Below are 12,722 nucleotides of genomic sequence, written 5' to 3' on the forward strand. Positions count from 1 at the left end.
GAGGGATAAAGTAGCGCGTCAACCTTCGTCCGCCCGAGACGCCTCAGGAGAACCTACGTGACCTCAGCGATCGCCCCGACCGAAGCGACCGAATCCGCCGCAACGGACGTCACCCCCGAAGAGGCCGTCCCGGCGCAGGCCGGGCCCGCCGAGGCCGAGGCGAACATCTGGGTGCCGGGCGGGACCCCGGACGAGATGACGGACGAGACGCCGGAGGGCACGTCGGAGGACACGTCGGAGGTCTCCGAGCCGATCGCCGAGGACGCGCGCGCCTTCGGCGTCTACGCCCGGACCGGCGGCTGGGCGTTCGCCCTCATGGTGGCGCGCAGTGTCCGTCCCGGCGGGCAGGCCGTGGGTGAGACGCCCAAGATCTCGGCCCGCCGGTTCAGCGAGCTGGCGGGCTGCTCGGCCGAGCGCGTGATGCGCTACTACAAGGCCTGGGACAAGGCCGCCGACGACGGACTCGTGCCGCACTTCGAGGCGCTCACCCCGGGCCAGGACGTCGAACTCCCGGACTCCGACGTCTGGTTGTCGTACTACGCGTCGCGCTCCATCGCCGTGTCACCGCGCGGCCACGCGATCTCGGCGGCCGCCGAGGCCGAGGGCATCCGCCCGACCAAGGCCCTGGAGGTCGCCGAGAACCCGACCGCGCTGCGCGCCGCGATCCTCGCCGACCCCGGCACCGCCGAGGCGGCCAGGAAGGCCCTGATGGACCGCCTGGAGGAGGACCCCGCCCTGCGCACCGAGCTGGTCAGGGACATCGTCCGGGCAGACGACCTGAAGAAGGCCGTCGCCGCCGAGGCGAAGGCCGGTGACCGGGTCGAGTACGTGCGTCAGATCGCGGAGAACGGCCAGATCAAGACACCGGCCGGCCAGAAGATCGAAGCGCCGCGCGAACTGCGCGAGGAGGCCGAGCGCCATCTCTCCCTGATCGACGAGCTGGACGACGGCGAGGAGGCCGGCGAGTGGGCGCGTGAGGCGTACGACAGCGTCCGCGAGCTCGTCACCAAGACCGTCGAGAGCGACCCCGACCTCCGGGTGAAGGAGCGCAGGGCGAAGTTCTACAACAGCCTGCAGAAGGCGACGAAGGTCTTCGAGGAGCTCACCCTCGACGACGCCGAGGACGACGTCTACGAGGACGACATGCTCAAGCGCCTCGAAGACCTCCAGCAGGCCATCGCCTCCTGCATCTCGGCGATCCAGGCGAAGGTCCAGTAGAAGCCCCACCGGCGATCGGCCGCGTACGAAACGGAAGGGGATGGGGGGCATGTGCGCGCGCAGCCACCAGCACCACGTACAGGCAATTGACCGGCCGGCGCGCACCCATGGAACAGCGAGCACGTACATGCCCCCGCGACCCCGCACCCAAAATCAGACCTGAGCAGCGCCCCGAGCCGGCACCTCGGCACGTACATCAGCAGAACCACCGCCCCGGGCCCGCACCGGAAAACGCATTGCCGCCCCCCGTCCGCATGAACTAGGGTCACGCCCCGTGACTGCCGGGTCGGCCATGGGCCATCAACGAGTAGGGCACCCGGCCTCCGAGTGAGGCCGGGGCGGGCGCGAGGCCCGCCGATCTTCTTTTGCTTCCGCGATCCAGATTTCTCGTATCTCCCGGAGACGAAAGAAGAGAATGCCCAACGATTTCAATCAGCACGTCATCGACGAGTTCCGAGCCGATCGTGGCCGGCTCTCAGGCCCCTTCGAAGGTGGCCGGATCCTCCTCCTCACCACCACGGGAGCCCGCTCGGGCGCCGCACACACCACACCCGTCAGCTTCCTCCCCGACGGCGGCGAGCGCGTCCTGGTGATCGCCTCGGCCGGCGGAGCGCCCAGCAACCCGGACTGGTTCCACAATCTCTTGGCCACCCCCCGCGTCACCGTCGAGGACGGTGTGTTCACCTACGCGGCGGAGGCCGAGGTCCTGGCGGGCGCGGAGCGCGACGCCGCGTTCGCCCGGGCCGTCGAGCGCGATCCGGGCTGGGCCGAGTACCAGGCGAAGACGTCCCGCGTCATCCCCGTGGTCGCCCTGCGTGCGATCGAGAGCGGGCCGCCGAACGTGACGGGCGCGACGTCCTGGGGCGACGGCCTCAAGGCCGTTCACGACGGGATCCGTCGTGAACTGGGCCTGATCCGCAAGGAGATCGCGGAGTCGGGCCCCGGGCTCGGCGCCCAGCTCCGCATCAACTGCCTCACGCTCTGCAAGGGACTGCACAACCATCACGCCGGAGAGGACGCCGCCCTGTTCCCGTTCATCGGTTCGCGCCACCCCGAGCTCGGCGCGGTCCTGGAGCTGATGCGCGAGGAGCACGAGCGGATCGCCGCACTCCTCGCACGACTGCAGGAGGCGGTCTCCACCGACGGCTCTGACCCCGGCCTGGTGCTCCCCGAGGTGGAGCGGCTCACGGACGAACTGGAGAGGCACCTGCTCCACGAGGAGGAGCAGCTCATCCCGCTCCTGGACGCGGCAGCGATGTAAGGCGTCCTGACCGAATCCCGCCACGACAAGGCGTCCTGCCGCGAACCCGGTCACGGCAACGCCTCCTGGCGAACCCGGTCACGACAACGCGTCCTGTCGCGAACCCGGTCACGGCAAGGCCCTTGCCCGAAGACCGGTCAGGCGACCTCGGTGACCCTCGCCGTGAAGGCGTCCAGGTTGCTCATGGCACGGGCGATCCGCTCGTCGAGCGAGAGTGACTCCTCGTAACGGCCCGCCCTCAACTTGGGCTGCCGCTTGCCCCGCAGATAGAGCGAGCAGGCGAGGTCGGCGCAGAAGTAGATGCCGACGGTGTTGCCCTCCCGTCCGCGTGCTCCGGCCAGGGGCGCCGCGAGGAGGGCGACACCGGAGGAGGCGTGCCCGGTCAGGCACACCTGGCAGATGCTGGACTTCACGGCGCTGGTCCGGCCCACCGAGGGGACCCGCAGGGTGATGCCGAGGGGTCCGTCGGGGCCGGGGCGCACGAGGTGGGCCCGCAGGGGCGCTCCCGGGTCGATCCAGCCGAGGAAGTCCAGGTCCTCCCAGGGGAGCTCGGCGAAGTCGAGGGGCAGCTTCATCCGGACGGCCTCACCCTTCGTGCAGTTCACGAAGGACGCCCGGATCTGTTTCTCGTTCAGTGGTTCCACGTGCGGCGACGATACCCAGCGTCGCTCGCACAAGCATCCGCATTTCCCCGAAACCGCAGTCGCCACCCGTTCGGTCGACGGGGCGCGAACAAGCCGCGCCACGCCCGAGGACGCCCCATCGGCTCCGGCCGTATGGCACATGCCCCGTCCGCCTCCCCGGTCCGACCACACGCCCCGACCAGACAGAACACACCCGTGACCGGACCGGAACAACAGGGTTCGGCCAGATGTCCCTGATGGGCGGACTGGCCGATCTTCGCGTGGACGACTGGATGCCCGAGGCATCTAATGAAGATCACCAAGGAAGACTCACCGTCTGCGAGGTCACCATGACCGTGACACCCCCCACGCCGGACACCGTCGCCTTCCCCCAGGACCGCACGTGTCCCTACCACCCGCCGGCCTCCTACGATCCGCTGCGCTCGGCGCGGCCCCTCTCCCATGTCTCGCTCTTCGACGGGCGGACCGTGTGGGTGGTCACCGGCCAGTCGCTCGCGCGCGACCTGCTCATCGACCCGCGCCTGTCCACCGACCGGGGGAACCGCGCCTTCCCGATGCCCACGGAGCGCTTCGCCCTCTCCCGCAAACGGCGCGTCGCCCTCCTCGGAGTCGACGACCCCGAGCACAACGCCCAGCGCCGCATGCTGATCCCGAGCTTCACCCTCAAGCGGATCACGGCACTGCGGCCCCGTATCCAGGAGACCGTCGACCGGCTCCTCGACGCGATGGTCGAGCAGGGTCCGCCGGCCGACCTGGTGAGCGCGTTCGCGCTGCCCGTGCCGTCGATGGTGATCTGCTCACTGCTCGGGGTGCCCTACGCCGATCACGACTTCTTCGAGGAGCAGTCACGGCGGCTGCTGCGCGGGCCGGACGTGACGGACACGGAGGCCGCGCGCGAGCAGCTCGACGAGTACCTGGGCACGTTGATCGACCGCAAGCGGCGTGAACCGGGCGACGGACTGCTCGACGAGCTCATCCACCGCGGGCCGGACGAGAAGGAGATCGACCGCGAGGAGCTCATCAGTCTCGCCACGATCCTGCTGGTCGCGGGGCACGAGACCACGGCGAACATGATCTCGCTCGGTACGTTCACCCTGCTCCGCCATCCGGACCGGCTGGAGGAACTGCGCTCCGCCGACTCGCTGCTGCCCGCCGCGGTCGAGGAACTGCTGCGCTTCCTGTCCATCGCGGACGGCATCCTGCGCGTCGCCACCGAGGACATCAAGGTCGCGGGCGAGACCATCCGCACGGACGACGGGGTCGTCTTCTCCACCTCACTCATCAACCGCGACGCCGACAGCTTCACGGCCCCCGACTCCCTCGACTGGCACCGTCCCACGCGTCACCACCTCGCGTTCGGCTACGGAGTCCACCAGTGCCTGGGGCAGAACCTGGCACGGGCCGAGATGGAGATCGCGCTGCGGTCGCTGTTCGTGCGACTGCCGGGACTGCGCCTCGCGGCGCCCGCCGAGGAGATCCCGTTCAAGCCGGGCGACACGATCCAGGGCATGCTCGAACTCCCGGTCACCTGGTGACCGCCCGAGCCGCCAGAACCGAACCCGGGCGTTGACAACCAACCCCTGGGAACCAACCCCTGACAACCGAACCCAAGCCGTGAGAGAGGCGCAGACCGTGCGGATCCGGATCGACAAGGACAGCTGTGTGGGTGCGGGCATGTGCGCACTGACGGCGCCGAACGTGTTCACGCAGGACGACGACGGCTTCAGCGAGGTGCTGGAGGGCCGCGAAGACGGCGCCGGTGACCCGCTGGCGCGGGAGGCGGCCCGCGCCTGTCCCGTGCGGGCCATCACCGTCGCCGACGACTGAGGTCCCCTGCTCAGGCGGGCGGTACGACGGCCACCGGGCAGGGCGCGTGGTGCATCACGGCGTGCGCGACGGACCCGATGCGGGAGCCGACGGCCGAGCGGCGGGCGCGGCGGCCCACGACCACCAGCTGGGCCCCCGCACCCGACGCGAGAAGGACCTGGCCGGCGCTGCCGATCTCGACGTGCTCCACCACCGGCACGTCGGGATACCGCGCGCGCAGCGGTGCGAGCGCCTCGCCGAGCGCCTTCCTCTCGTACGGCTCCATGCCGCCGGCCTCGTCGAGCAGCGTCAGTGAGGCGGGGCTGTACGCGTACAGGGGCGGCAGTGTCCACGCGCGGACGACCTTGAGGGTCGCGCCGCGTGCGGACGCGGTGGCGAAGGCGAACTCGAGGACCGCGCGGCTGTCCTCGGGCACGCCCTCCTGGCCGACGACGATCTCGCGGCCCGCCGCCTCCGGTTCGGCGCGGTCGTCGGCCCTGACCAGGACGACGGGCCGCGCCGACGCGGCGATGACCTGCTGCCCGACCGAACCGACGAGGAAGCCGACGAGCGCGCCGTGTCCCCGCGAGCCGAGGACGAGGAACTCCGCGTCCGCGGCGGCGCCGAGGAGCGCGGGAACGGCTGCGTCGGACGGGGACTCGACGGACACCGGCAGCCGGGGGTGAGCGCTCGCCACGGCGCGCCTGGCCTCGTCGGCCACACTTCTGGCCCAATCGGCCTGCGCCGCGGCATCGGGCGCGAACGCCGCCACGTCCGGCAGCGGGGACCAGGCGTGCAGCAGGCGCAGCCCGTACCCACGGCGGACCGCTTCCCGCGCCGCCCACGCCGCGGCGGCCGAGCTCTCCGGTGATCCGTCCACTCCCGCGGTGATCCAGCGGTCCATGCGCCTGCCTCTCCGTCACTGATCAGGTCCCGACCAGTGTGCGTCAGCGAGGCGGACAACACGCCAGAACGCCCTTGGGCCTCTCGTTCGGATCAGGCTGTGCTGCCTGTGGCGCCGGCGGGTGCCCCGACCACGTCGCCGAGGAACTGCGACCAGCCACCCTTGGGTGCCTCTCCGACCTCCAGCGAGCGGAGCCGGTCGAGCACGTTCGGGTCCTGGGCGTCCAGCCAGTCGACGAACTGCCGGAAGGAGACGAGACGTACGTCCTTCTTGCCGGCGATCTCCTTGAGCGCGGCCTCGACGGCGTCCATGTAGATCCCGCCGTTCCAGTCCTCGAAGTGGTTGCCGATGAAGAACGGCGCCCGGTTCGTCTCGTACGTCCTGTTGAAGCCTGCGAGGTAGGACTCGGTGGCCTGTTGGCGCCAGGCCGCGTAGTTGTCGGACGGCCCTCGCGTGGAGTTCTTCGACTGATTGGCCAGGATGTTGTAGTCCATCGAGAGGACCTCGAATTTGTGGCCGGGGAACGGGATGCCCTGGAGCGGCAGGTCCCACAGTCCCTGTCGCTTCTCGGGCCAGCGCTGGACACCGCCGGGCGACGAGGCGTCGTAGCGCCAGCCCAGTTCGCGGGCTGTGGGCAGCAGGTTGTCCTGGCCGAGCAGACAGGGTGTGCGACTGCCGATGAGTTCCTTGTCGTAGTCGAACGGCAGGGGGTCGTCCTCGTGCCAACCCGTGTTCGTACGCCAGGTCTTGACGAAGGAGCGCGCCTGCTCGATCTCGCTGCGCCACTGCGCGGGCGTCCAGTTGGCGACGGAACCCGAGCCGGCGCAGAAGTGGCCGTTGAAGTGCGTGCCGATCTCGTGGCCGTCGAGCCAGGCCTGCCGGGTGTACTTCAGCGTCTCCTTGAGGTGCGCGTCGGTGAGGTACCCGACGTCGGAGGCGCCGACGGGATTGTTCGGCGGGTCGTAGAGACGCTTCTTCGACTCGGGCAGCAGATAGAGGCCCGACAGGAAGAACGTCATGTGGGCGCCGTGGTTCGCGGCCAGTTCGAGGAAGCGCGGGAAGAGGCCTTTGCCGACCTCGCCGGCGCCGTCCCAGGAGAAGATCACGAACTGCGGTGGCGTCTGGCCGGGTTCGAGGGGGACGGGCGCCGTGGGCTGCTTCGGCTGCCTGCCGGTGTACGCCGTCGAGCCGTCACCGATCAGCTGGGGCGCGGCCATTCTCCCCGAGTGGGCGCCCCCGTCGGGGTTGCGGCCGGGGCCCGCGGGCGGGCGGGCCTCGTCGTTGCCCGTTCCGCATCCGGCAAGGCCGGCTGCAGCGGCGCCCAGACCGATCCCGAGTCCCAGACCCACGGCTCCTCTGCGAGTGATCTCACTCATCGGCATCCCAACCCGCGTCCGCGGGGGACGCGTTGCGCAGCCCCCTGACAACACACGCACCGTAAGTCAGATAAGCACACAAATGGTGCATTTGGGTCGGCGCGGCGGGCAAAGCGCTGCCCAATGCGCCTGCCGCGCCGGAGCCCGCAGGCCGGGAGGGGTGCCTATGCCAGGTCAGCTCGCGTCGGGGGCGCCGACGACCTTCCCCGGGTTGAACAGGTCAAGCGGGTCAAGGGTGTTCTTGACCGCGCGCTGCACCGCGCAGACCTCGGGGCCGAGTTCCTGCCGCATGCCGCCCCGCTTGAGCAGACCGACTCCGTGCTCCCCGGTGACCGTGCCGCCCACGGCGATCGCCGCGCCCAGCAGCTCCTCGAACGCGGCCTGCGCCGCACGGCGCGCCTCGGCGTCGCCGGGCGGGGTGATCAGGAGCGGGTGGAGGTTGCCGTCCCCCGCGTGCGCGATGGTCGCGATCCGCACCCCGTGCCGCTGCCCGATCTCCTCGACGGTGGCAAGCATGGCGGGCACGGCCGAGCGGGGTACGCAGATGTCCTCGGTCAGCACAGGGCCCAGACGTTCGAGGGCCGGGTAGGCGAGCCTGCGGACGTCGAACAGGGCCTCGGCCTCGACGGCGTCGGTGGACTGTTCGGCCCAGAGCGCTCCCGCGTCCGTGAACGCCTCGGCGACCGCCGCCGCCTCCGCCGCGCCGGCGTCACCCGGCGCGTCGATCCGCGCCAGGAGCAGCGCCGCGGCGCCGGGTTCGATCCCGAGATGCTTCCAGTCCTCGACGGCCTGCATGCAGTGCCGGTCGAGGAGTTCCAGGGCGGCGGGCTGGAGGCCGCGCCGGGTGCACAGCGCGACGGCGGCACCCGCCGCGACGAGGCCGTCGAAGGCGCCGACGACGGTGCGGGGTTCGGCGGCGGGCGCGGGACGAAGGCGCAGCGTGATCTCGGTGATCACTCCGAACGTGCCTTCCGAGCCGACGAACAGGCCGGTCAGGTCGTAGCCGCTGACACCCTTCGTGGTGCGCCGGCCGAACCGGACGCGGCTGCCGTACTCGCCCGCGGGCCCGCCCATCACGGCTTCGAGGCCGAGCACGTAGTCGCGGGTGACGCCGTACTTGAGGCAGCACAGGCCGCCGGCGTTCGTCGACACGTTGCCGCCGATGGTCGACCAGGGGGCGCTGGCCGGGTCCGGCGGGTACCAGAGGCCGTGCTCGGCGACGGCCGCCTTCAGGTCGTTGTTGATGACGCCGGGCTGGACGACGGCGAGCAGGTTCTCGGTGTCGATCTCCAGGACGCGGTTCATCCGCGAGAGGTCGAGGATCAGGCAGCCGTCGGTGGCGTTCGCGCCGCCCGAGAGCCCGGTTCCGGCACCGCGGGTCACGACGGGTACGGACAGCGCGGCACAGGCGCGCACCACCTGCTGCACTTCGCCGGCGTCCGTCACCCGGACCGCCGCGAGCGCCCGGCCCACGGGCGCCCATTCCGCTTCGTCGTGGCTGAGCCCGGACAGCACGTCGCCGTCCTCGATCAGGGTGAGGCCCGGCAGCGCCTTGGCCAGGTCGTTCAGGAGCTCGCGGTCCGGTGCCGTGTCGATGTCGTCGTCTCCTCGCGCGAGAACCGTTCGATTACGGTCGCAGTCTAAAGACGGCCTTGATCCACTTCCCGACCGGTACCCGCTCCACGATGACCTCGGTGGCGAGGGCGTGGACGATCTCGAGACCGTGCCCGCCGATGCGCGCGGGATCCTTGACGAAGAGGCGGGGTACGGCGGCACTGCTGTCGTAGACGGTGACGGCTACTTCGTCCTTCGATCCCTCGAGATCGAGGACGTACGGACCGTGGCTGTGACGGTCCGCGTTGGTGACGAGCTCGCTGACCAGGAGCAGCAGATCACCGCGGGACCTGGCGTCGATCAGGACACACCACTCGGACCGCAGCTGTTCGAGGAACACCTCGGCGAAGGCGCGCGCGTCTGCGATGCAGCCCGGCTCTCCGGTGTACTGCGTCGCCCGGCGCAGCGGCTCGGCGGCAGCACCGGTCGGCATCAAGGCTCCGTCCAGGTACTCGGTCATGCGGTTCTCTCAATGGAATCGATCGGCACAGTAACTCCCCTGCAGACCTCCTGATACCCAGTGGCGCGTGCGGCAGTCATAACCGGCCGGAACGGGCGGCAGAGCATACCGCCCGTTCCGGACCGGTCACGTGGTGCGCGAGGTCAGCAGCTCATTTTCCACGTATGGGAGTCGCCGCTGTCGTTGCCCCAGCTGTCGGAGGCGATCTCCTGGCCCGGGGCGAGGCAGACAGTGCCGAGACCGACGAGGCCCGGGTTCTCGTAGACCTGTACGTGGTCCTTGATGCCGGGGCCCGAAATGCCATGGTTCGCCCAGGAGGAATCCTGGTCCTGGATGGGGTCCTCCCAGTCGTGGTCGTCGCCCGACCAGTTGGTGCGCTGACCGCCGAAGTTCGCGTCCGTCCAGGCACAGAACTGGCCGCTGGGGCACGAGGCGCCGAAGGCGGAGGACGAGGTGGCGACGGCGCCGCCGAAGGCGAGGGCGACGGCCGCGAGGAGCGCGGCAGAGTTCTTGATGATCACTGCGTCTCTTTCTCTTGCTGCTGAATCGGCTGTTGCTGCTTCTGCTGTTTCCGGTGGGTGAGGAGGTCCCTCGCGCGGTTCAGGGCGTGCTCCCGAAGGCGCTGCCAGTCCGCGACTTCGGTACGGTGCCCGGCCCGTACCGAGGCGAGGCTGGTCTTGCGGTAGGCCGCTTCGGGCTTCAGGTTGTTGACCACGGTCGAGACCTGGAACCAGCGGCGCTGGTCGCCGTAGAGGGCGCGCTGCGCCGAGGCCAGGCAGCCGTCGGTGTGGGCGCGCACGGAGTATCCGGTCGGCAGCCTCAGGGAGAGTTCCGTGCGTCCGGCGCCGAAGAGGGCGTCGGCCAGGTGTTCCTCCTGGGCCTGCGTGCCGGGCCGTCTGCCGGGGCGCGGCGGCGTGAGTCCCCGCGCGGTGAGGCAGCGGTCGGTCAGGAGCTGGGTGGCGGCCTTGACGGTGTCGTCCGGGGAGAGTGCGGGCCCGGGGTCCCGGGCCGCGCAGCCGGTGACGAGCAGCCCGGCCAGGGACAGCGGGCCGAGCACGGTGAGCGCCAGGAACGGCCGTGCCCAGGGGCGCGGTCGGTGGGTCATCGACGGATCAGCCCGCTTCGCATCCCATCTTGTTGTCGCTGACGCCGTCGAACTTCGTGGCCCACGCCTCCCAGTTCTCGTCGTAGTCGTCCTTGCGGATCTCGCGGTAGAGGCAGCTGTTTCCCGGCCCGTAGCTGATCGCATAGACGGTGCCGTCGACGCGGGAGTCGAAGGAGTACGCGTGGCGCTGGGTGCCGTTCTCCGCCTCGGCGTAGCCGGGTGGCGCGTAACACCACGCCTGGCCGTGCTGGCCCGCCTCGGTCCAGAAGCAGACCTGTCCGGGGCCCGCGGCACGCGCGGAACCGGCCGGCGCGGTGGCGACGGCGGTCGGGACGGTGGCGACGGCGGTCGGGGCGGCGAGGGTCAGCGCGGCGGCGACGCCGAGGGTGGTGAGCGAGGCGGTGCTGCGGTGCATTCGGGCGGCTCCGAAAGTGTGGTGGCGGCTCTGTGCATGGCCACAATCCCCCGGCGTTTGTGCAGGTAAGCGCGGCGCCACCCGTACCGGTTACTTGTCATATCGGCGCCGTGTCGATCACGGGTGGGGAACGAGCGCGGCCCTGGACCCGCGGGTGCGCTGCATCCGCAGGGCGTCGACCGACTCGGCGAGAAACTCGTATTCCGTGGTGTCGTCGCGAGTGATCAACCGGACGAGTTTCCCGTCGGCGAGTTCCTCGGCCACTTGTTCCTGCCGCTCGGTATCGCCGCACCAGTCACGCAGCGCGCCCGGCACATCGGGGACGGTGTCGGCGACCGGGGCAATGGCGCGTTCGGGGAAATGCGGATTGCCGGGGCGCGGATCGAGCCGTTCGGCTATCCAGGAAGCGCGGTCGCGCAGCCACCACATCGCGAGCGGCAGAGTGGGCGCGCGATACGTTCCGAGCGGTACGCCGACGCGCCGGCCGCCGCAGATTCCGTACGCGGTGACATGGCACAGGAATTCCTCGTGCACGTTCTCCCCCGTCGCGTCGTTCGCCGGCCTGCGGTCCTCACTTTCATTCCGTGCGATGTGCGTGATCCGTGTGGGTGCGCCGGGCCCGACCGGCAAAGTGATCTATTGGTCGGGCGTCATTCAACTTCCTCAGAAGACGAGTATCGACACTTCGGACGCACTGTCACCATGCCTTTCTGGCCAGTCTCCTGGCATATTCAGAGCACCGAATGGCCGGAATGGAACGGGTGCGCGGGTGTGAAATCCCCGGCGTCGAGGAAGCAGCACGTCATGCACTCCAAGGACGTTCTCACCGACGCATTCGGACGGATCCACGAAACGGTTCACTCGGCGGTGGAAGATCTTTCCGCCGAGGAACTCAACACCCGTCTCAATGACGACTCGAACTCGATCGCGTGGCTGATCTGGCACCTCTCACGCGTGCAGGACGATCACATCTCCGACGGCTTCCACACCGATCAGGTCTGGCTCGCCGAAGGCTGGGCCGACCGCTTCGACCTCGCCCTGCCGCCCTCCGACACGGGATACGGCCACAGCGACAAGCAAGTGGCCAAGGTGCAGGTCCCCTCGGCCGAACTGCTGCTCGGCTACTTCGACGCCGTGCACGAGCGCACCCTCGCCCACGTGGCAGGACTGACCGACGCGGACCTGGACCAGGTGATCGACGACACCTGGTCGCCGCCGGTCACGCTGGGCGTGCGGCTGGTGAGCGTCATCTCGGACGATCTCCAGCACTCGGGGCAGGCCGCCTATGTGCGCGGGATTCTCGAGCGCCTCTGAGACCCGGCGCGCGCCCCGTGTGAATCGGGCGCACCCAGTCACTGTGTTCGCACGCTTCCAGCCATCGGAACGACGCAGTCCACTACGAGGGGAACCCGCACAGGACTGACGGCTCCTGCGCGGAGGGGCCGCCGGCCACTCCCTACCCACGCCCAGGCCGGCGGCCCCGTTCACCCACTCACCGGCGTCAGCTCCCGAGCCGCTCCTCGAGCCGGATCGTGACCCGGTCCCCCGCCTCCTTGCCGATCGCCTTGCGCACGTCGGCCTTGACGGGCAGCTTGTGCCGCCCGTCCCCCAGAGCCATGAACGAGCTCCGGAACGGATGGCCGTCGACCGTGCCCCTTACCTTGACCAGACCGCGCGTCCCGAAAAAGGCGGCCGATTCGGGCCATACGACATAGGTCCAGCCGCCTTCGTTCGGACTCTTCTCCAGGATGGCGCTGAACTCCTCGTTCAGGGTGCCGGACGTGCTCATATCTGCCTCCTCGGGGTCCTCCGTCATCACTGAAGACCTTCCGGGCGCGCGGAACTCATCGCACCCGGAGCGCTCCGACCGCCCTTCCCGGCACGGTTGAGGTCTTGACAACTCGATTGGTCTGGACCAG

General features: G+C 70.0%; 15 protein-coding genes. 5 read left to right on the forward strand and 10 right to left on the reverse strand.

All coding sequences use genetic code 11. From position 1 onward, the window contains the following. Positions 1 to 195 precede the first annotated feature (195 nt). Both OG758_RS05855 and OG758_RS05860 read left to right on the forward strand, forming a co-directional pair. Positions 196 to 1,218 (forward strand): hypothetical protein, encoded by a 1,023-nt coding sequence (locus OG758_RS05855; protein ID WP_326715820.1) that lies wholly within the window; start codon positions 196 to 198, stop codon positions 1,216 to 1,218. A gap of 415 nt (positions 1,219 to 1,633) precedes the next feature. Further along, entirely contained in the window at positions 1,634 to 2,479 is an 846-nt protein-coding gene (locus OG758_RS05860) for a nitroreductase/quinone reductase family protein (RefSeq protein ID WP_326708958.1), read from the forward strand. A gap of 137 nt (positions 2,480 to 2,616) precedes the next feature. On the opposite strand, the gene OG758_RS05865 is transcribed toward OG758_RS05860, so the two are convergent. Then, positions 2,617 to 3,123: an FBP domain-containing protein gene (locus OG758_RS05865; RefSeq protein WP_326708959.1), complete on the reverse strand. Its 507-nt coding sequence runs from the start codon at positions 3,121 to 3,123 to the stop codon at positions 2,617 to 2,619. A 329-nt stretch (positions 3,124 to 3,452) separates the two neighbouring features. Between OG758_RS05865 and OG758_RS05870 the strand changes: the two genes are divergently transcribed. After that, the gene (locus OG758_RS05870; RefSeq protein ID WP_326708960.1) at positions 3,453 to 4,658 is read left to right on the forward strand and encodes a cytochrome P450; all 1,206 of its coding nucleotides are present in this window, start codon (positions 3,453 to 3,455) and stop codon (positions 4,656 to 4,658) included. Positions 4,659 to 4,755: 97 nt separating this feature from the next. Then, positions 4,756 to 4,950, forward strand: a complete 195-nt coding sequence (locus tag OG758_RS05875) for a ferredoxin (protein WP_326715821.1) — start codon at positions 4,756 to 4,758, stop codon at positions 4,948 to 4,950. A gap of 10 nt (positions 4,951 to 4,960) precedes the next feature. On the opposite strand, the gene OG758_RS05880 is transcribed toward OG758_RS05875, so the two are convergent. The 8 genes from OG758_RS05880 to OG758_RS05915 all read right to left on the reverse strand — a co-directional run bounded on the left by OG758_RS05880 (position 4,961) and on the right by OG758_RS05915 (position 11,337). Beyond that, positions 4,961 to 5,833 (reverse strand): universal stress protein, encoded by an 873-nt coding sequence (locus tag OG758_RS05880; protein ID WP_326708961.1) that lies wholly within the window; start codon positions 5,831 to 5,833, stop codon positions 4,961 to 4,963. 92 nt (positions 5,834 to 5,925) lie between these two features. Beyond that, a complete protein-coding gene (locus OG758_RS05885) occupies positions 5,926 to 7,209 on the reverse strand; it encodes a hypothetical protein (RefSeq protein ID WP_326708962.1) in 1,284 nt (427 codons plus the stop codon). A 174-nt stretch (positions 7,210 to 7,383) separates the two neighbouring features. Beyond that, a complete protein-coding gene (locus OG758_RS05890; protein ID WP_326708963.1) occupies positions 7,384 to 8,724 on the reverse strand; it encodes an FAD-binding oxidoreductase in 1,341 nt (446 codons plus the stop codon). A 112-nt stretch (positions 8,725 to 8,836) separates the two neighbouring features. Continuing rightward, positions 8,837 to 9,283, reverse strand: a complete 447-nt coding sequence (locus OG758_RS05895) for an ATP-binding protein (RefSeq protein ID WP_326708964.1) — start codon at positions 9,281 to 9,283, stop codon at positions 8,837 to 8,839. Between the two features lie 143 nt (positions 9,284 to 9,426). Further along, positions 9,427 to 9,798: a peptidase inhibitor family I36 protein gene (locus OG758_RS05900; RefSeq protein WP_266570792.1), complete on the reverse strand. Its 372-nt coding sequence runs from the start codon at positions 9,796 to 9,798 to the stop codon at positions 9,427 to 9,429. A gap of 2 nt (positions 9,799 to 9,800) precedes the next feature. Next, the gene (locus tag OG758_RS05905) at positions 9,801 to 10,388 is read right to left on the reverse strand and encodes a hypothetical protein (protein ID WP_326708965.1); all 588 of its coding nucleotides are present in this window, start codon (positions 10,386 to 10,388) and stop codon (positions 9,801 to 9,803) included. A gap of 7 nt (positions 10,389 to 10,395) precedes the next feature. After that, positions 10,396 to 10,803, reverse strand: coding sequence for a hypothetical protein (locus OG758_RS05910; protein ID WP_326708966.1), 408 nt, complete (start codon positions 10,801 to 10,803; stop codon positions 10,396 to 10,398). A gap of 117 nt (positions 10,804 to 10,920) precedes the next feature. After that, complete coding sequence (locus OG758_RS05915; RefSeq protein WP_326708967.1) at positions 10,921 to 11,337, reverse strand: hypothetical protein; 417 nt, start codon at positions 11,335 to 11,337, stop codon at positions 10,921 to 10,923. A gap of 270 nt (positions 11,338 to 11,607) precedes the next feature. Between OG758_RS05915 and OG758_RS05920 the strand changes: the two genes are divergently transcribed. Further along, on the forward strand, positions 11,608 to 12,117 hold the full coding sequence (locus OG758_RS05920; RefSeq protein WP_326708968.1) for a mycothiol transferase: 510 nt from the start codon (positions 11,608 to 11,610) through the stop codon (positions 12,115 to 12,117). A 187-nt stretch (positions 12,118 to 12,304) separates the two neighbouring features. On the opposite strand, the gene OG758_RS05925 is transcribed toward OG758_RS05920, so the two are convergent. Beyond that, on the reverse strand, positions 12,305 to 12,592 hold the full coding sequence (locus tag OG758_RS05925; RefSeq protein WP_326708969.1) for a DUF1905 domain-containing protein: 288 nt from the start codon (positions 12,590 to 12,592) through the stop codon (positions 12,305 to 12,307). Between the last annotated feature and the right edge of the window lie 130 nt (positions 12,593 to 12,722).

The organism is Streptomyces sp. NBC_01474, from assembly GCF_035918215.1.
Classification (GTDB): domain Bacteria; phylum Actinomycetota; class Actinomycetes; order Streptomycetales; family Streptomycetaceae; genus Streptomyces; species Streptomyces aureus.